Annotated in this window: 16 protein-coding genes; 11 read left to right on the top strand and 5 right to left on the bottom strand. The window is 64.8% G+C overall.

All coding sequences use genetic code 11. From position 1 onward, the window contains the following. Positions 1–3 precede the first annotated feature (3 nt). Positions 4–1,506, top strand: a complete 1,503-nt coding sequence (gene ppx, locus HU230_RS10380) for an exopolyphosphatase (RefSeq protein WP_176531752.1) — start codon at positions 4–6, stop codon at positions 1,504–1,506. A gap of 111 nt (positions 1,507–1,617) precedes the next feature. Here the strand turns inward: ppx and HU230_RS10375 are convergent, their stop codons facing one another. Both HU230_RS10375 and ndk read right to left on the bottom strand, forming a co-directional pair. Beyond that, positions 1,618–2,457 (bottom strand): TerC family protein, encoded by an 840-nt coding sequence (locus HU230_RS10375; RefSeq protein WP_176531753.1) that lies wholly within the window; start codon positions 2,455–2,457, stop codon positions 1,618–1,620. Between the two features lie 110 nt (positions 2,458–2,567). Further along, positions 2,568–2,990, bottom strand: a complete 423-nt coding sequence (ndk, locus tag HU230_RS10370; protein ID WP_176531754.1) for a nucleoside-diphosphate kinase — start codon at positions 2,988–2,990, stop codon at positions 2,568–2,570. A gap of 352 nt (positions 2,991–3,342) precedes the next feature. Between ndk and HU230_RS10365 the strand changes: the two genes are divergently transcribed. From HU230_RS10365 to HU230_RS10355, 3 genes are all read left to right on the top strand, one after another. Further along, on the top strand, positions 3,343–3,612 hold the full coding sequence (locus HU230_RS10365; protein WP_176531755.1) for a sulfur globule protein precursor: 270 nt from the start codon (positions 3,343–3,345) through the stop codon (positions 3,610–3,612). A 224-nt stretch (positions 3,613–3,836) separates the two neighbouring features. Further along, positions 3,837–4,007, top strand: a complete 171-nt coding sequence (locus HU230_RS10360; RefSeq protein WP_176531756.1) for a hypothetical protein — start codon at positions 3,837–3,839, stop codon at positions 4,005–4,007. An 88-nt stretch (positions 4,008–4,095) separates the two neighbouring features. After that, positions 4,096–5,958, top strand: coding sequence for an ABC-F family ATP-binding cassette domain-containing protein (locus tag HU230_RS10355; RefSeq protein ID WP_176531757.1), 1,863 nt, complete (start codon positions 4,096–4,098; stop codon positions 5,956–5,958). A gap of 162 nt (positions 5,959–6,120) precedes the next feature. On the opposite strand, the gene HU230_RS10350 is transcribed toward HU230_RS10355, so the two are convergent. The 3 genes from HU230_RS10350 to HU230_RS10340 all read right to left on the bottom strand — a co-directional run bounded on the left by HU230_RS10350 (position 6,121) and on the right by HU230_RS10340 (position 8,746). Beyond that, positions 6,121–6,666, bottom strand: coding sequence for a hypothetical protein (locus tag HU230_RS10350; protein ID WP_176531758.1), 546 nt, complete (start codon positions 6,664–6,666; stop codon positions 6,121–6,123). 103 nt (positions 6,667–6,769) lie between these two features. Continuing rightward, positions 6,770–7,222, bottom strand: a complete 453-nt coding sequence (locus HU230_RS10345; RefSeq protein ID WP_176531759.1) for a DNA polymerase III subunit chi — start codon at positions 7,220–7,222, stop codon at positions 6,770–6,772. 21 nt (positions 7,223–7,243) lie between these two features. Then, positions 7,244–8,746, bottom strand: a complete 1,503-nt coding sequence (locus tag HU230_RS10340; RefSeq protein ID WP_176531760.1) for a leucyl aminopeptidase — start codon at positions 8,744–8,746, stop codon at positions 7,244–7,246. 361 nt (positions 8,747–9,107) lie between these two features. Here HU230_RS10340 and lptF point away from each other — a divergent pair, with 361 nt between their 5' ends. From lptF to HU230_RS10305, 7 genes are all read left to right on the top strand, one after another. Then, entirely contained in the window at positions 9,108–10,274 is a 1,167-nt protein-coding gene (gene lptF / locus HU230_RS10335; protein ID WP_092113467.1) for an LPS export ABC transporter permease LptF, read from the top strand. Next, positions 10,271–11,368, top strand: a complete 1,098-nt coding sequence (gene lptG, locus HU230_RS10330; protein WP_092113464.1) for an LPS export ABC transporter permease LptG — start codon at positions 10,271–10,273, stop codon at positions 11,366–11,368. The genes lptF and lptG overlap by 4 nt, the downstream gene beginning before the upstream one ends. A 77-nt stretch (positions 11,369–11,445) precedes the next feature. Further along, the gene (locus tag HU230_RS10325; RefSeq protein ID WP_176531761.1) at positions 11,446–13,863 is read left to right on the top strand and encodes an LPS-assembly protein LptD; all 2,418 of its coding nucleotides are present in this window, start codon (positions 11,446–11,448) and stop codon (positions 13,861–13,863) included. A gap of 151 nt (positions 13,864–14,014) precedes the next feature. Then, positions 14,015–14,923: a SurA N-terminal domain-containing protein gene (locus HU230_RS10320; protein WP_224924399.1), complete on the top strand. Its 909-nt coding sequence runs from the start codon at positions 14,015–14,017 to the stop codon at positions 14,921–14,923. A gap of 17 nt (positions 14,924–14,940) precedes the next feature. Next, a complete protein-coding gene (gene pdxA / locus HU230_RS10315; RefSeq protein ID WP_176531763.1) occupies positions 14,941–15,942 on the top strand; it encodes a 4-hydroxythreonine-4-phosphate dehydrogenase PdxA in 1,002 nt (333 codons plus the stop codon). Then, positions 15,943–16,797: a 16S rRNA (adenine(1518)-N(6)/adenine(1519)-N(6))-dimethyltransferase RsmA gene (rsmA, locus tag HU230_RS10310; RefSeq protein ID WP_176531764.1), complete on the top strand. Its 855-nt coding sequence runs from the start codon at positions 15,943–15,945 to the stop codon at positions 16,795–16,797. It abuts the gene before it with no gap. Between the two features lie 19 nt (positions 16,798–16,816). After that, a complete protein-coding gene (locus tag HU230_RS10305) occupies positions 16,817–17,875 on the top strand; it encodes an alcohol dehydrogenase (protein ID WP_176531765.1) in 1,059 nt (352 codons plus the stop codon). Positions 17,876–17,999: the final 124 nt, after the last annotated feature.

Here is a 17,999-nt window from a genome sequence, read left to right as displayed (position 1 = left end):
ACGGTGAAGCGGCCGCGGAAGCGCGCTTCCAGCGTCGCTGTGATCGATATCGGCTCGAACTCCGTTCGTCTCGTGGTTTACGAGGCGATGGCGCGCAGCCTCATCACCATCTTCAACGAGAAGGCGCTGTGCGGGCTCGGACGCGAGGTGCAGAGCACCGGCCTGCTCGCAACCGATGCGGTCAACAAGGCGCTCACCGCGCTGCGCCGCTTTCGCGCGCTGTGCCGGATCCAGCAGGTCGGCCGCGTCTACGCGATCGCGACCGCGGCCTGCCGCGATGCCAAGAACGGCCCGGACTTCATCGCCAAGGCCGAGCGCATCTGCGGCGCCAAGATCGAGATTCTGACCGGACCGCGTGAAGCGAAGCTGTCCGCGCTCGGCGTCGTCTCAGGCGTGCACAATCCGAACGGCATCGTCGGCGACCTCGGCGGCGGCTCGCTCGAACTGATCGACGTCAAGGGCAACCGCGTGCGCAGTGGCGTGACGCTGCCGCTCGGCAGCCTTGCGCTGCAGGACCTCTCGAACAAATCGCTCAAGCGCGCCGAACGCATCGTCAAGAACGAACTGCTCGGCGTCGCCCAGCTCAAGACCGGCCGCGGCCGTACCTTCTACGCGGTCGGCGGCACCTGGCGCGCGCTGGCGCGCATCCACATCATCCAGAGCGGCTACCCGCTCAAGGTGATGCACGGCTATTCGATTCCGGCAGCGGACGCGCTCGACTTCGCGCAGCGGCTGCGGCGGCTGGCGGCGACCAACATGCTGGCCAATATCGAATCCGTCGCAGATGCGCGGCGGCCGCTATTGGCCTACGCCGCGCTCGTGCTCGAATACATCATCCGCGTCGCCCAGCCGAAGACCATCGTATTCTCGACCTTCGGCGTGCGCGAGGGCCTGCTCTACGAGATGCTGCCGCAGGCCGAGCGCGCCAAGGACGGCTTGGTCTGCGCCGCGCAAAACCTCAACGAATTGCTGTCGCGCTCGGCCCGCCACGCCCAGGAGCTGACCGCCTGGACCGACCGGCTGGTGCGCGTCGTCAGGCTGCGAGAGACCGAGGAAGACCGCAGGCTGCGTCACGTCGCCTGCCTGCTCTCCGATATCGGCTGGCGCGTCCATCCCGATCATCGCGGCGAGGAAACCCTCAGCCTGATCATGAACGGCAATTTCGGCTCGATCACGCATCAGGGCCGCGCTTTCGTCGCGCTCTCGGTGTTCTATCGCTACGCCGGCCTCAGCGAGGAAAACGAACCGCCGCCGCAGATCCGCGCGCTGGTGACGCCGGCGATGGACGAGCGCGCGCGCGTGCTCGGTGCCGCATTCCGCGTGGCGCATCTGATCACGGCGGCGCGCACCGGCGTGCTGCCGGCAACCCATTTCCGCACCCAGGGCCGCAAGCTGATGCTGGTGTTCGAGCACCGGATGGTGGATCTGGTGGCCGATCGCGTCGGCAGCCGCTTCAAGCAATTGGCGCGACTGCTCGGCCGCGCCGGCTCGATCGTGCGGCGCTAGAGGCGTCGTCGATTTTGATTTCAATCAGAACCGACAATGACCAGCTCTCTCACCTAACGCGTTTTCGTCACGCGAACCGGCATCCACTTCGCTGGAAAGCGCTACGGGACCTCACGCCGCCTTGGCAGCGTGCTTGGCCTTGCGAAGCGCGTGACGGCGCCAGATCGATCCGATGACCAGCACCACGACGATGCCGAGCACGGCGAGCGTGATCTCGCCGCCGTTGCCGCCATGGGCAAATTGCGGCGACATCCCGACCGAGGTCAGCCAGGAATCGAGCCTGGCACCGAGCGGTCCGGCGAACAGCGCATCCAGCTTGGGATGCACGGCCGGATCGGTCGCGATGACGTCGCCCGCGATCCAGCCGAGCAGCGCGGCGCCGGCCCAGACCAGGATCGGCAGCTTGGAGAGCAGCGCCATGATCAGCGCCGCACCGGCAACGATCAGGGGAACGCTGATCGCGAGTCCGAGCACCAGCAGCGGCACGCTGCCGTTGGCGGCAGCGGCGACCGCAATCACATTGTCGAGGCTCATCACGATGTCGGCGACGACGACGATCTGAACCGCGGCCCACAGATGCGAGGCCGTATGCACGCTGTCCTCGTCCTCCTGTTCCGGCACCAGGAGCTTGGCGGCGATCACGATCAGCGCCAGTCCGCCGACCAGCTTCAAATATGGAAGCTCCATCAGGCTGGCGACGATGCCGGTGAAGATGACACGCAGCAGCACCGCCGCGGCGGCGCCGAGAATCATGCCCCACAGGCGCTGGCGCGGCGCGAGCCCGCGGCAGGCCAGCGCGATCACGAGCGCGTTGTCGCCTGACAGCAGGACGTTGATCCAGATGATCTTGCCGACGGCGACCCAGAAGATCGGGGTCGCCATCTCGTTCTTGAACTCGGTGAAGAACGCGCCGATGTACGCCGGATCAAAGATCTGCCACAGCCAGTCCACAGCGAGTCCTATTCGGCCTTGCGGCCGCCCCTGGCGGCGGTGGTCCGCCGCTCCCAGTTCATGTCAACGCGGTCTCCCCAGGAGACCGCGTCACTTTCTGTTGTTCGGCGTCAGCCGACGATCTCGTTGCCGGCGAAGAACTGCGCGATCTCGATCACCGCGGTCTCCGGCGCATCCGAACCGTGCACCGAATTCTCACCGATCGACTTCGCATAGAGCTTGCGGATGGTGCCTTCGGCGGCTTTCGACGGATCGGTCGCACCCATCACGTCGCGATATTTCAGGATGGCGTCCTCGCCTTCCAGCACCTGCACCACGACGGGGCCGGAGGTCATGAAGTCGACCAGTTCGCCGAAGAACGGGCGCGCCTTGTGGACGGCATAGAAGGTCTCGGCTTGGCCGCGGGTCATCTGGATGCGCTTCTGCGCCACGACCCGCAGGCCCGCCTTCTCGATCACCGCGTTGACCGCGCCGGTCAGGTTGCGCTCGGTGGCATCGGGCTTGATGATCGAAAAGGTGCGTTCAATCGCCATGATTTCGTCCTTGTAAACGGTGGCTGGGAGTTGCCGGGGCTTATATCGGCGCGATGGGGTAACGGCAAGCGACCCTGTGACGCGTTAGCCTTTAGTCTTGATGGATTTTCACGACAAAAGCCGTCGTCCGGGCGGTCTCCGGACAGAGACAGGCTCGGCCAACTTACCGCGATTTCACTTAGGTGAACCCATTCTGACAGCGCCGTGCCGCTGCCGTTCAGCTGCAGCCGCCTAGGCTCTGCACCGATCGGACGCCTTGCTGGCCCCCCCCATCCGCAAGCCTCACAGGACGTCTCGGGAAACGATGTCACCGCGGGCGCGTCATGCGCGCCCATACCTCGAGGAGACGATCATGTTACGCAAATTATCGCTCGCTGCCGTTGCCGCAATTTCGCTCAGTGCCGCCGCACTCGCCCCGACCTCCGCCTCAGCCTGGGGTGGTTGGCATGGCGGCTGGCACGGTGGATGGCACCACGGCTGGTGGGGCGGTCCGCGCGTCATCGTCGGAGGTCCGGCCTACTACGGCGGCTATGGATACGGCTACGGTGGCGGGTGCTACGTGCGCCGCGTCGTGCCGACCCCGTGGGGTCCGCGCTGGCGCCTGGTCAACCGCTGCTACTGATCCATCCGTTCTGTCGACTGCTCCCCTGACTTGCCTTCGCCCCGGCCTTGCGCCGGGGCTTTTTTATGCCCGCCAGGGAACCCGGCGGCATGATGCGCCTCACTACCTCAAGGCGAGAGTAAGGCGGAACGGAAACCAAATTCGGGGGTCGCGACTTGTCATGGCAAGGATTGACGAAACACGCGAGGTGGAACTCGCCAAGAGAAATGCCAAGAGCCATGACGATGACCCAGACCGACAACGATCCCGATCGGATTGATCGCAAGACCTGCCGTTACATCTGCGATGCCGTGGGTGAACGGCTCCAGCAAAGCATGCCGCCAGAACCCGCCCTTTCGTCCCGCCTGCAGCAGCTGCTCGAGGAAATGCAACGCCAGGAAACCGGGCGCCATTAGATATTACGGGCTCTCCAGCGGCCCAACTCAGGAGAGATTTTACAGACAGACGGGTTGCGTTTGGCAGCGGGTCCGGTGACAACGCTGCATGCTCTCCATCACTGATATTTCAGTCCGGATCGCCGGGCGGCTGTTGATTGATCACAGTTCTGTGCAAATCGTGCCCGGCGCACGCGTCGGATTTGTCGGCCGCAACGGTGTCGGCAAGTCGACGCTGTTTCATGCCATCCGGGGCGAGCTCCCGACCGAGAGCGGCAGCATCGCGCTTCCGCCACGCTGGCGGATCGGCAGCCTCGCGCAGGAAGCGCCCGACGGGCCCGAAAGCCTGATCAATGTCGTGCTGAAGGCCGACCTCGAGCGCGACGCGCTGCTGCGAGAGGCCGAGACTGCGCACGACCCGCATCGGATCGCCGAGATTCAGACCCGGCTGGTCGACATCGACGCCCACTCCGCCCCTGCCCGCGCCGCGGCGATCCTCTCCGGCCTCGGCTTCTCGACATCAGACCAGGCACGGCCTTGCGCGGAATTTTCCGGCGGCTGGCGCATGCGCGTCGCGCTGGCGGCGACGCTGTTCTCCGCGCCCGATCTCCTGCTGCTGGACGAACCGACCAACTATCTCGATCTCGAGGGCACGTTGTGGCTCGAGAACCACCTCGCCAGCTATCCGCGCACGGTGATCGTGATCAGCCACGACCGCGATCTCCTCGACACCTCGGTCGATCAGATCCTGCACCTCGATCGCGGCAAGCTCACGCTCTACAAGGGCACCTACTCCTCGTTCGAGGAGCAGCGCGCCGCGCGCGAATTGCTCGACGCCAAGCACGCCAAGCGGCAGGCCGACGAGCGCAAGCGCCTGCAGGACTTCGTCGACCGCTTCAAGGCCAAGGCGTCCAAGGCGCGGCAGGCGCAGTCGCGCGTCAAGATGCTGGAACGGATGAAGCCGATCACCGCACTGGTCACCCAGGACGTTCGCGAGATCTCCTTTCCGGCACCGGAGAAGCTGCTGTCGCCGCCGATCATCGCGGTCGACGACGTCTCGGTCGGCTACGAGCCGGGCAAGCCGGTGCTCAATCGCGTGACGCTGCGCATCGATACCGACGACCGCATCGCGCTGCTCGGGGCCAACGGCAACGGCAAGTCGACGCTGGTCAAGCTGCTGGCAGGCAAGCTCGCGCCGTTCGCAGGCAGGATCACGCGGGCGGACAAACTGTCGGTCGGCTATTTCGCCCAGCATCAGGTCGACGAGCTCAATCTCGACGGCTCGCCCTACGATCACATCCGCAAGCTGATGCCCGAGGCGCCGGAGAGCAAGGTGCGCGGCCGCGTCGGCGCGATCGGCTTCTCCGGCAAGGCCGGCGACACGCTGGTGAAGAGCCTGTCGGGCGGCGAGAAGGCGCGGCTATTGCTTGGGCTTGCGACGTTCTACGCCCCCAACATGATCATCCTGGACGAGCCGACCAACCATCTCGACATCGACAGCCGCGCGGCGCTGGCGGAAGCGATCAACGAATTCCCCGGCGCCATCATGATGGTCTCGCACGATCGTTATCTGATCGAGGCCTGCGCCGATCGTCTGTGGGTCGTGGCCAACCAGACCGTGACGGCATATGACGGCGATCTCGACGAATATCGTCGCATGATCCTGTCGGCCAATGACGGACGGACAGCGTCGCGCGAGCGCGTCAAGGAGCCGGCAAAGCCGGAACGTGCGCGCAACGAAAAGCGTGCTTCACCGAGGCAGCGGGTCGCGCAGGCCGAGAGCGAGATCGAGCGCATCAACGGCATCATCGCCAAGATCGATACCGCGCTCGCGCTGCCCGATATCTTCACGCGCGATCCCAAGCAGGCCGCACAGCTGACCAAGGCGCGCGCCGGCGCCGAGAGCGCGCTGCAACGCGCCGAAGAAGAATGGCTGGAAGCCAGCGCCGAACTCGACGAAGCCGCGAACTAGATTTGATCCGCCGGGCGGAGCCACATATTCGGTGTCGTCCCTGCCCAGAGCGCGATTGCGCTCTAGGCAGGGACGACGTGTGGAGGGAGCCTGGGCTCTCATTCTATCCGGTGTCATGCCCGCGCGTGCAGGCATCGAGCTGCCGCTGCCGGCGAAAATGCCCTAACCGTGCGCGGTCTTTTTCTTCTTCGGCTTCGCGGGCTTCGGCTCCGGCGCAGCATCCGGGCCGCGCTCGACCGACGTCAGGCGTCCTGAGGAGAACGTATAGATACCGGCGCGCGCGCCGCGCGACCAGGTCACGACCGCGACGCGCTCGCCGCCCGGCCCGCTGGACAGGTTGACGCTGTCGGGGGCGCCGATGCCGCGCACGACATCGCATTCAGTGTGGCCGAGTGCGACACTGCCGCCGGTCGGCTGCGGCGCACCGCCAGCCTGCGCGTTCGCGTCAGTGGCACCCGCCGGCGGCGCCATGCCGGGACAGCTTCCGTCGGCGCTGACGAGATCGTCGTTGGTCACCGGTTTGTCCGGCGTCAGCGGCGGCGATTCGATCGAGATGTTGCGGATGAACACCCGTCCAGGGCGCGAGAACCAATCTGCGTCACGCGAAAAGATGTCGGACGCGCCCGAGCAGCCGGCAAGGCCCGGCGCAAGTACCAGCAACGCCAGCAGCGACTTCCGACTGAATGTTCCGTCTCGCACGATCGACAAGGCTCCTAACCCCTCTACCTAAGGGCTTGTCCGAACATCACTTTGCGGCATGACCGTGACCCGCCCGAGGAAACGTCGAATTATCATTAATTCATCGATATCGCTATTGGCGCCGCTGCCAGCGTCCCCGCTCGTCGGTCTGCCAATAGGTGACCTCGAAGCCGCGTGCCTTACAGGCGGTCCAGCTCTCCCGCGCCGAAGCCACCGCGTCGGGGTCGTCGCCGTTGAACACGAGGACCAGGCGCTCGTAGCTGTCGCAGTCGGCCGGAAGCGCCGCGTTGTCGACCAGGAACCGGACATTGGCCCGATTCGGATTGCCCTCCTCGATCGACAGGATGATCGGCTGGTCCTGTGCGTCGGCAACGCGCGAGCTCGCATGCGGCAGGAATGAATCGTCGCTGTAGGTCCACAGATGCGCGTCGAGCGTCTCGGCGCGCTCCTGCGATGTCGATTGCACGACCACCCGCCACCCGCGCTCGAGCGACTTCTCGAGCAGCGGAGGCAGCACGCTTTCCAGCGTCATGTTCTGCAGATGGTAAAACAGAACCTCGGTCATGCGCCGGCCGACCCTCTATTGTTATTTCCTGGCTTCATAATATTCGGAGACGAGCCGCTCGAGCAGCCGGACGCCGTAACCTGAGCCCCAGCTCTGATTGATCTCGGTCTTCGGCGCGGCCATCGCGGTGCCGGCGATGTCGAGATGGGCCCATGGCGTGCCGTCGACGAAGCGCAGCAGGAATTGCGCGGCCGTGATCGAGCCGCCATTGCGTCCGCCGGTGTTCTTCATGTCGGCGAATTGCGAGTCGATCTGCTTGTCGTATTCGGGACCGAGCGGCATGCGCCACACTTTCTCGCCGGTCTGAAGGCCGACCGTGGCGAGGCGCTCGGCGAGTTCGTCATTGTTGGAGAACAGGCCGGCGTGATCGGTGCCGAGCGCAACCATGATCGCGCCGGTCAGCGTTGCGAGATCGACCATGAATTTCGGCTTGCACTTCTTGGCGACGTACCAGAGCACGTCGGCGAGCACGAGGCGCCCCTCCGCGTCGGTGTTGATGATTTCGATGGTCTGGCCGGACATCGAGGTGACGATGTCGCCCGGGCGCTGCGCATTGCCGTCGGGCATGTTCTCGACGAGGCCGATGGCGCCGACCGCGTTGACGCGGGCCTTGCGCGCCGCGAGCGCGTGCATCAGCCCGACCACGCAGGCCGCACCGCCCATGTCACCCTTCATATCCTCCATGCCGCCGGCCGACTTGATGGAGATACCGCCGGTGTCGAAGCAGACGCCCTTGCCGACGAATGCGACCGGCGCTTCGCTCTTCTTGCCGCCGTTCCAGCGCATGATCACGGTGCGGCTGGGCCGTACCGAGCCCTGCCCGACGCCGAGCAGCGCGCCCATGCCGAGCTTGGTCATCGCCTTGACGTCGAGGACCTCGACGGTGACGCCGAGCTTGCGCAGCTGGCTGGCGCGGCGCGCGAACTCTTCGGGGTACAGCACGTTCGGCGGCTCGTTGACGAGCTCACGCGCCAGGTTCACGCCGTCGACGATGGACGATTCGGGCGCAAACGCCTTCCTGGCAGAAGCGACGTCGTCGACCGCGATCGAGACGTCGGCGCGTACGGCGCCGTCCTCGCCGTCCTTCTTCTTTGTCTTGTAGCGGTCGAACTTGTAGGCGCGCAGCCGGATGCCAGTCGCGATCGTCGCCGCCTGGCCGGCTGTCATTGCGGCATCCGGCAGTTCCGCGAGGACCGTCATCGCGCCGCTGCCGGCGTTGAGCTTGCCCGCCACCACGCCGCCGAATTTGAGCAGATCCTTCTCCTTGAGGTCGGCCACCTTGCCGGTGCCGATCACGATCAGCCGGTCGACCTTGATTCCTTCCGGCGCCAGGATGTCCAGCGCCGCCCCGCTCTTGCCCTTGAACTGGTTGGCGGCCGCGGCCCGCTTGACGGTCTCGGCGGCAGCTCCCAGCGCCTTCCGGGTGGCGGCTCCCAGCTTCAATTGCTCGTCGCAAAAGGCGACCAGAATGCCGCGGGCGGACGCGGAGAACGGGACGAAGCCGACCTTGACGGCGTCGGACATAGGAAAATCCTCCAGAACTCAGGGTGTTGCTCGGGCCTGAGGCGGCCCTTCCGGCACGCGGGGGTGAGCATTGCGATGGTGGTCCGGAGCGACCCGGACCGGGCTTGTGGCACACTATGACCTGTCGGCTGCGCCGCTGCCAAGCGCCGGAGTGGCTGGAAGGCCACAAAAGCGATTAATTAACCATAAATTAAGCGTGCCTTGGCCCGGCCATTTTGTTGACGGATCAAAGGGATGGTAGTGAGATCGTGAACAGAGAGTGAGCCGGACGAGTCCGCGGCTCGACCATAGGGGAACCCGGGTTGACGGGATTGGTCGAAAGCCGTGCGTTTGGTTGCGCCAAGGGGGCCGTGCGGTAGCGATGGGGTCGATCGACAAGTACATCTTCAAAACGACGCTGGCGTCGTTTGCGCTTGTCCTGGTCAGCCTTACCGGCGTGATCTGGATTACCCAGGCGTTGCGCGGCATCGACCTGATGACCAGCCAGGGTCAGACCATCCTCACCTTCCTCGGCATCACCAGCCTCGTGATTCCTGCCCTGGTCCTGATCATCGCCCCGATCGCGCTGATGATCGCGATCTCGCACACGCTGAACAAGCTGGCGACCGATTCCGAGATCATCGTCATGAATGCGGCGGGCTTCTCGCCGTTCCGGCTGTTCCGGCCGTTCTTCTTCGCCACCTGCGTGGTGGCGGCGCTGGTCGCCTTCATCGGCGCCTATCTCGCCCCCGACGGCATGCGTCGAATCAAGCAGTGGGATGCCGAGATCACCGCCGACGTGCTGACCAACATCCTGCAGCCCGGCCGCTTCGCCCAGCTCGATCAGAACCTGACGATTCGGATCCGCGAACGCTTGCCCGGCGGCGTGCTCGGCGGCGTTTTCGTCGACGATCGCCGCGATCCGCAGCAGCGCGTCACCATCGTCGCCGACCACGGCACCGTGCTGAAGAACGAGAGCGGCTCATACCTCGTGCTGGAGGACGGCAATCTCGAGCGATTCGAGGTCGGCAAGCGCGATCCGACGCTGGTGGTGTTTCAGCGCTACGCCTTCGACATGTCGAAATTCTCGCAGGGCCGCGACGTCACGCTCGGAATTCGCGAGCGCTACCTCTGGGAACTGATGTGGCCGGACGAGAACGACCAGACCTATCAGCAGCTGTCGGGCCAGTTCTTCGCGGAGCTGCATGATCGCTTCATGGCACCGATCTATCCGTTTGCGTTCGCGGCCCTCACCTTTGCCTTCCTCGGCGCGCCGCGCACCACGCGACAGAGCCGCAATTTCTCGATCGGCGGCTCGGTATTCGCGGTGTTCGGCCTGCGCATGGTCGGATTCGCCTGCTCCGTCATGGCGGTGAAGACGCCGCTGGCGGCCCTGGTGCAATACCTGATGCTGTTCGCCGGCATCGGCGTCGGGATCTGGATGATCGTCGGCGGCGTGGTCGTCGAACCGCCGGCAGCATTGATGGAAGTCATCAACAGGAACAACGAGCGCATTGCGCGCCTCTTCCGGAGGCCCGCCACCGCATGAGCATGGTCACAAATACGCTCGGGCGCTATTTCGCCGGCCGCTTCGTCGTTGCGGCGGTGGGCGTGTTCGCGGGCATCTTCGTGCTGCTCGTGCTGGTCGACTACATCGAGATGGTACGCAAGACGTCGAGCCTCGTCGGGGCCTCCGCGATCACGGTCGCGGAAACCTCGCTGTTCCGCGTGCCGCAGCTGCTCGAGAAACTGATGCCGTTCTGCGTGCTGATCGGCGCGATGACCTGCTATCTCGCGCTGTCGCGGCGGCTGGAGCTCGTCGTGGCACGCGCGGCCGGCGTCTCGGCCTGGCAATTCATCTCGCCGGCGCTGGTCAGTGCGATCGTGCTCGGCATCTTCGCGACCACCGCCTACAATCCTGTGTCGGCCAATCTGCGCGAGCTCTCCAAACGGATGGAGGCCGAGCTGTTCGGCTCGGCGCCCGGCGGCGGCATCCAGGACGCGTCCGGTTTCTGGCTCAACCAGATCAACGACGAAGGTCAGGCGATCATCAATGCAGCCCGCAGCGAGCAGCAGGGCATCCGGCTGACCGGCCTCACGGTGTTCCGATTCGATACGGCGCTGCAGTTCAAGGAACGAATCGAGGCCCGCGAAGCGACGCTCGAAGAAGGCCGCTGGGCGTTCACGGGAGTACGCCGATACACCCTCGACAAGGCTCCGGTGGACCAGGACACCTTCTACCTGACCACCACTTTGACCCCTGCACAGGTGCGCAACAGTTTCTCCACCCCTGAAACTGTGTCCTTTTGGCAACTGCCGAACTACATCCGTTCGTCGGAGAGCTCAGGGTTCGCGACGGCTGGCTATCGCTTGCAGTATCACAAGCTTATCGCGCAGCCGTTTTTGCTGGCTGCGATGGTGATGTTGGCGGCTTCTGTGAGCCTCCGCTTCTTCCGGATGGGCGGCGTGCAGAAGATGGTTTTGAGTGGCGTGGGCGCAGGCTTTCTGCTCTACGTCCTGTCGAAAGTAACTGAAGATTTGAGCAAGGCTGAGTTGATGCATCCCATCGCTGCGGCGTGGTTGCCTGTCGTTGTGGGTAGCCTCACCGGTTTCTTAGCCTTGCTGTACCAGGAGGACGGGTAGTGGCTACCGTCGCCGCCCGCCAGTTGAGGTCGCCTGTATCCGGGCGGCGCAGTGCCCTGCGCCGTCAACGGAGCCGCATGGCCGCGTTTGGCGTTTCGATTTCTGCTCTCCTTGCCGCGTTCGTCGTGGTCAGTGCGCTCGACGTCGTCGCGTCGACGCCGGCTTCAGCGCAGGCATTCACCTACAATCCGCGTCCGCCGAAGCCGGTCCGCCCGCCGGCCAAGAATGACGGGCAGATGCTCGTTCAGGCGACCGAGGTCGATTACGACTACAACAACAGCCGCATCTCGGCCGTCGGCAACGTCCAGATGTTCTACAACGGCACCAGCGTCGAGGCCGACAAGGTCATCTACGACCAGAAGACCAAGCGTCTTCATGCCGAAGGCAACATCCGCATGACCGATGCGGAAGGCAAGATCACCTACGCCAACATCCTGGATCTCAGCGACGACTACCGCGACGGGTTCGTCGATTCGCTGCGCGTCGACACCGAAGACCAGACCCGCATGGCGGCGACCCGCGCCGACCGGTCCAGCGGCAATTACACGGTGTTCGACAACGGCGTTTATACCGCCTGCGCACCCTGTAAGGATGATCCGAAGAAGCCGCCGCTCTGGCAGGTCAAGGGCGCGCGCATCATCCATAACCAGACTGAGAAGATGCTGTATTTCGAGAACGCCCAGCTCGAATTCTTCGGCGTTCCGATGGCGTATCTGCCCTACTTCTCGACGCCCGATCCGACCGTGAAGCGCAAGAGCGGCTTCCTGATGCCGGGCTTCACCAGCTACACGGCGTTCGGCTACGGCGTCGAAATCCCCTATTATTGGGCGATCGCGCCCGACATGGACGCGACCTTCAGTCCGCGCATCACCTCGAAGCAGGGCGTGCTGATGCAGACCGAATTCCGCCAGCGCTTCGCGGACGGCTCTTATCAGATCCGGCTTTACGGCATCGACCAGCTCGATCAGGACGCCTTCAAGGGCCAGCCTGGCGACCGCCAATTCCGCTGGGGCGTCGACACCAAGGGCCAGTTCGCGCTGAACGACAAATGGGTCTGGGGCTGGGACGGCGTCGTGCTGTCCGACTACTTCTTCATGTCCGACTACCGGCTCGCCCAGTACAAGGATCCATTCGGTTCGTTCCTTTCACTGCCGACGGAAGCGATCTCGCAGCTCTATCTGACCGGTGTCGGCAACCGCAGCTTCTTCGACGCGCGCGCGATCTACTATCTCAGCTACTCGGGCAACCAGAACCAGGTCCCGGTGGTGGCGCCCGTCATCGACTACAACAACGTGATCAACAACAACATCCTGGGTGGCGAGTTCAGCTACAAGATGAACTTCGTCAACCTGACCCGCGAAACCGCGGTGTTCGATCCGATCACGACGACCGCCAACACCAACGGCCTGTGCTTGACCACGTCCGCGGATCCAATGGCGCGAACCCCGTCGCAGTGCCTGCTGCGCGGCATGCCGGGCACCTACACAAGGCTGACGGCCGAGGCGCAGTGGCGCAAGTCCTACACCGACCCACTCGGCCAGATCTGGACGCCGTTCGCCAGCGTCCGCGCCGATGCGATCAACGCCGACATCTCGAATCAGCCGGGCGTTTCCAACTTCCTGCCGGTCGGCGACACCCAGACGGTCCGCTTGATGCCGACCGTCGGCCTCGAATACCGCTACCCCTTCATCAATGTGCAGCCGTGGGGCACGACCACCGTCGAGCCGATCGCGCAGGTCATCATCCGGCCCAACGAACCCAATGCCGGCAAGCTTCCGAACGAGGACGCGCAGAGCCTGGTGTTCGACACCAGCAACCTGTTCGCGGTCGACAAGTTCTCCGGCTACGACCGCGTCGAGGGCGGCAGCCGCGCCAATGTCGGCGTGCAGGCCACCACGCAGTTCGATCGCGGCGGCAGCATCAAGGGGATGTTCGGACAGTCCTACCAGATGTTCGGGATGAACTCGTTCGCGGTCGCCGACGTCACCAACACCGGCATCGACTCCGGGCTGCAGAACCCGCGCTCGGATTATGTCGCGAGCCTCGCCTATTCGCCCAACCGCACCTACACCTTCAGCGTCCGCTCGCGGATGGATGAAGCGACCTGGAACATCAACCGGTTCGAGGCCACGGCGAGCGCGAATTTCGACCGCTGGTCGATCGCCGTGACCTACGGCGATTATGCAGCGCAGCCGGAACTCGGCTACCTGACGCGCCGCGAGGGCATCCTCACCAGCGGGTCGGTCAAGGTGGCGTCGAACTGGGTGGTTCAGGGTGCGGCGCGCTGGGACCTTGAAGCGAACAAGATCAACCAGTATGCCTTCGGCGCGGGCTATGTGGACGACTGCTTCGTGCTGGCTGCCAACTACATCACGTCCTATACCTATCAGGCAGGCTCGCAGCCGCCCGTCCTCAGCCATGCGTTCATGTTCCAGATCGGGCTGCGGACGATCGCCCAGACCTCCACGACCAGCAGTTCGGCTGGCATGCAGTAGCGAGCGAGGGGCCTGCCAAGGCGCTTGTATTGGGGGCTTGAATTGGGGGCTTGTATTGCCCGCGGGCCTGTGGCCCCGGCTTGAATTGGTTTAAACGGCTGACATGACCACAATGACGACCGCTAGCCTGCCAACGCGCTGCCATTCGCTCATGTTGAGTTCCCTGCTGGCTCTTTTCCTCCTGTTGGGGGGCGGTGCGCGACTGCATGCCCAGACCATCGCCGTGATGGTCAATGGCGAACCCATCACCAATTTCGACATCGAGCAGCGCGCCAAGCTGAACAGCCTGACCGGCGGCAAGAATCCCGATCGAAAGGCCATCCTCGACGAGCTGATCGACGAGAAGCTGAAGATCAAGGAAGCCAAGAAATTCGGCGTCGATCCCACTGCCAACGATATCGAGCAATCCTATGGCGGCATGGCGCAACGGATGCGGCTGAACAACGACCAGCTGACCAAGGTCCTCGAGAGCAAGGGCATCCGCCCCGATACGCTCAAGCAACGCATCAGGGCCGACATGGTCTGGACCAGCCTGGTCCGCGGCCGCTTCAAGGAAAGCCTGCAGGTCGGCGAAAAGGACGTCGCCACTGCGGTCAAGGAGACCGGTGATGCGCCCGACGCCGAAGCGTTCGAATACCGGATGCAGCCGGTCGTTCTGATCGTGCCGCGCGGCTCTCCGCAATCCGAATTCGAGAACCGCCGCAAGGAAGCCGACACCCTGCGCGAGCGCGTGACCTCCTGCGAGGAAGCCAACACCTTCTTCAAGTCGATGCGCAACGCCGCGATCCGCGAGATCGTCGTGAAGACGTCGGCAGACCTGCCGCAGTCGCTGCGCGACATCCTGGACAAGACCCCGGTCGGCCACCTCACCCCTCCCGAAGTCACCAAGCAGGGCATCGAGATGGTCGCCCTCTGCGGCCGGAAGGCAACTACCGTGGACACGCCGAAGAAGCGTGAGATGCGGGACAAGATGTACGTGCAGAAGTACGAGGCGAAGTCGAAGGCCTACCTGCAGGAAGTCCGGAAAGCCGCGATGATCGAATATCCAGGCGGGCGATGATCGACTATCGTTGACGCATGGCTCAACCTCTCGCACTGACATCCGGCGAGCCCGCAGGCATCGGCCCCGACATCACGCTCGCCGCGTGGCTGCGCCGTCGCGAACTCGATCTTCCGCCGTTCTATCTGCTCGGTGACAGGGCGGCCCTGGCCGAGCGCGCCAAGACGCTCGGGCTCACCGTCGAGTTTGCCGAGGTCAGCGCCGAGGAGGCCTCCGCGGCATTTGCACGGGCCCTGCCCGTCGTTGCGACCGGCAAGGTGGCGACGGCGCGACCGGGCAAGCCCGACGGAACGAGCGCCGATGCCGCGCTGGCGTCGATCCGTCAGGCCGTCGCCGATGTCGCGTCGGGCAAGGCCAGCGCCGTCGTCACCAATCCGATCGCCAAGAACGTGCTGTACCGCGCCGGCTTCCGCCATCCCGGCCACACCGAATTCCTCGCCGAGCTTGCCGCGCACGGCGGGACTGCGCCGCAGCCGGTGATGATGCTTTGGTCGCCGGCGCTCGCCGTCGTCCCGGTGACGATCCATGTGTCGGTCCGCGAGGCGCTGGCGCAATTGTCGACCGACCTGATCGTCTCGACCGCGCGGATCTTGGTCGCCGACATGAAGGCGCGGTTTGGCCTCGCCTCGCCGCGCCTTGCGGTCGCCGGCCTCAACCCGCATGCTGGCGAAGACGGCACGCTCGGCATGGAAGACATCGAGATCGTCGCGCCCGCGGTCGAGATCCTGCGCCGCGACGGCATTGCCGCCCGAGGCCCGTTGCCGGCCGACACCATGTTCCACGCAGCCGCGCGCAAGACCTATGACTGCGCGCTCTGCATGTATCACGATCAGGCGCTGATCCCGATCAAGACCGTCGCGTTCGAGGACGCCGTCAACGTCACGCTGGGCCTGCCCTTCATCCGGACGTCGCCCGATCACGGCACCGCGTTCGATATCGCGGGCTCCGGCAAGGCCAATCCCTCGAGCCTGATCGCCGCACTCCGGCTCGCCGCGCGCATGGCCGCGGCATCAAGCTAAGTGAGCGCGATCGACGATCTGCCACCGCTGCGCGACATCATTCGCGAGCATTCGCTGTCGGCGCGCAAATCGCTCGGCCAGAATTTCCTGCTCGATCTCAATCTCACCGCACGCATTGCCCGCGCCGCGGGCCCGCTGGAAGACTCGACCGTGATCGAGGTCGGGCCCGGCCCCGGCGGACTGACGCGCGCACTGCTTGCGATGGGCGCCAAGCGCGTCATCGCCATCGAGCGCGACGAACGCTCGATCGATGCACTCGACTACATCGTCAAGCGCTATCCAGGCCGCATCGAGATCGTGCATGGCGACGCGCAGCACTTTGATCCGCGCCCCTTGCTCGATGGCGGCAAGGCCAAGATCGTCGCCAACCTGCCCTACAACATCGCAACCCAGCTCCTGGTCGACTGGCTGTCGATCGAGCCGTGGCCGCCCTGGTACGACACCATGGTGTTGATGTTCCAGCGCGAGGTCGCCGAGCGCATCGTCGCCCATGAGGACGAGGAAGCCTATGGCAGGCTCGCGGTGCTCGCCAACTGGCGCGCCGAGACCAAGATCCTGTTCGACATTTCGCCCTCCGCCTTCGTGCCGCAGCCGAAGGTAACATCCTCGGTGGTACGATTGATACCGCGCGCCGCGCCGGAGCCGTGCGACCGCCGCATGCTCGAGCAGGTCGCCGCTGCCGCCTTCGGCCAGCGCCGCAAGATGCTGCGCCAGAGCCTGAAGTCGCTGTCGGTCGATCCGGCGCGGCTTGCTGCCGCAGCCCAGATCGACGCGACGCGGCGCGCCGAAACCATTTCGGTCGCAGGCTTTGTTGCCATGGCCAGGGAATTGGCCGATATACGGTCCACAAAATAGAACATCAGGAGAAAACGTAATGGCGCGTATGGTTCGCCAATCCCTCGTCAAGTTCGATGCACCGCTGTGCGAAACCATCGTCGACACGCCCAAGCCGCAGGGACGCGAAGTGCTGGTGCGCATCGAGCGCTGCGGCCTCTGTCATTCCGATCTCCACATCCAGGACGGTTACGCCGATCTCGGCGGCGGCAAGAAGCTCGACACCACCCGCGGCATGACGCTGCCCTTCACGCTCGGCCATGAGATCGCAGGCGTCGTCGACGAGGTCGGTCCCGATGCGCCGAAGGATCTGGTCGGAACGAAGAAGGCGGTCTTCCCTTGGATCGGTTGCGGCCAGTGCCGCGACTGTCTCGCCGGCGACGAGAATCTCTGCGCCAAGCAACGCTTCCTCGGCGTCTCGATCGACGGCGGCTTCGCCACCCACGTGCTGGTGCCCGACGCGAAATACCTGCTCGATTACGATCCGCTGCCGGTCAATCAGGCCGCCACGCTGATGTGCTCCGGCGTCACGGCTTACGGCGCGCTGAAGCGCCTGGTCGATCGTCCGCGCCAGCGCAATCTGCTGCTGATCGGCCTCGGCGGTGTCGGCATGATGGGCCTGTCGTTCGCGCAGGCGATGTTCAAGCAGCCGATCACGGTTGCCGATCTCAGCCCGGCGGCGCGCGAGACCGCGCTGAAGAATGGTGCGGCGGCCGCCTACGATCCCGCGGAGCCCGATGTCGTCAAGCGCATGCTGAAGGAGAACGACGGCGGCTTCGACGGCGTGGTCGACTTTGCCGGCAACGAGAAGTCGATGGCGTTCGCGGTGTCGACGGTGGCACGCGGCGGCAAGATCGTGGTGTCCGGCCTGATGGGCGGCCAGTTCACGTTGCCGATGGTGCAATGGGTCTACAAGCGCATGACCATCGAAGGCTTCATGGTGGGCACGCTGGCCGAGGGCCAGGAACTGATGGCGCTCGCCCGGGCCGGCAAGATCAAGCCGACCCCGATGAAGGAAGAGCCGATGGCCGACGTCCAGAAATGGATCGATGAGCTGCGGGCCGGCAAGGTCGTCGGACGCATCGTCCTGAAGAACTAACGAAGACGTCCCGCCGGCGTTGCGATCGCCGGCGGGACGCGACGTTCTCGCAGCAGCAACGCGCGCTTTGGTCCTGCGGAACCTGACAGGCGACCGAGCGATCATTCAGCCCGCGTTCCAGCCT

Origin of the sequence: Bradyrhizobium quebecense, from assembly GCF_013373795.3 — a bacterium.
Classification (GTDB): Bacteria; Pseudomonadota; Alphaproteobacteria; order Rhizobiales; family Xanthobacteraceae; genus Bradyrhizobium; species Bradyrhizobium quebecense.
Note: the sequence above shows the minus strand (reverse complement) of the source record. Positions and strands in the feature narration are given on the sequence as shown.

Coding starts and splice junctions, on each gene's coding strand:
- ndk (WP_176531754.1), bottom strand. CDS start 2,990: ATGGCGATTGAACGCACCTTTTCGATCATCAAGCCCGATGCCACCGAG.
- HU230_RS10365 (WP_176531755.1), top strand. CDS start 3,343: ATGTTACGCAAATTATCGCTCGCTGCCGTTGCCGCAATTTCGCTCAGT.
- HU230_RS10360 (WP_176531756.1), top strand. CDS start 3,837: ATGACCCAGACCGACAACGATCCCGATCGGATTGATCGCAAGACCTGC.
- HU230_RS10355 (WP_176531757.1), top strand. CDS start 4,096: ATGCTCTCCATCACTGATATTTCAGTCCGGATCGCCGGGCGGCTGTTG.
- HU230_RS10345 (WP_176531759.1), bottom strand. CDS start 7,222: ATGACCGAGGTTCTGTTTTACCATCTGCAGAACATGACGCTGGAAAGC.
- HU230_RS10340 (WP_176531760.1), bottom strand. CDS start 8,746: ATGTCCGACGCCGTCAAGGTCGGCTTCGTCCCGTTCTCCGCGTCCGCC.
- lptF (WP_092113467.1), top strand. CDS start 9,108: ATGGGGTCGATCGACAAGTACATCTTCAAAACGACGCTGGCGTCGTTT.
- lptG (WP_092113464.1), top strand. CDS start 10,271: ATGAGCATGGTCACAAATACGCTCGGGCGCTATTTCGCCGGCCGCTTC.
- HU230_RS10325 (WP_176531761.1), top strand. CDS start 11,446: ATGGCCGCGTTTGGCGTTTCGATTTCTGCTCTCCTTGCCGCGTTCGTC.
- HU230_RS10320 (WP_224924399.1), top strand. CDS start 14,015: ATGTTGAGTTCCCTGCTGGCTCTTTTCCTCCTGTTGGGGGGCGGTGCG.
- pdxA (WP_176531763.1), top strand. CDS start 14,941: ATGGCTCAACCTCTCGCACTGACATCCGGCGAGCCCGCAGGCATCGGC.
- HU230_RS10305 (WP_176531765.1), top strand. CDS start 16,817: ATGGCGCGTATGGTTCGCCAATCCCTCGTCAAGTTCGATGCACCGCTG.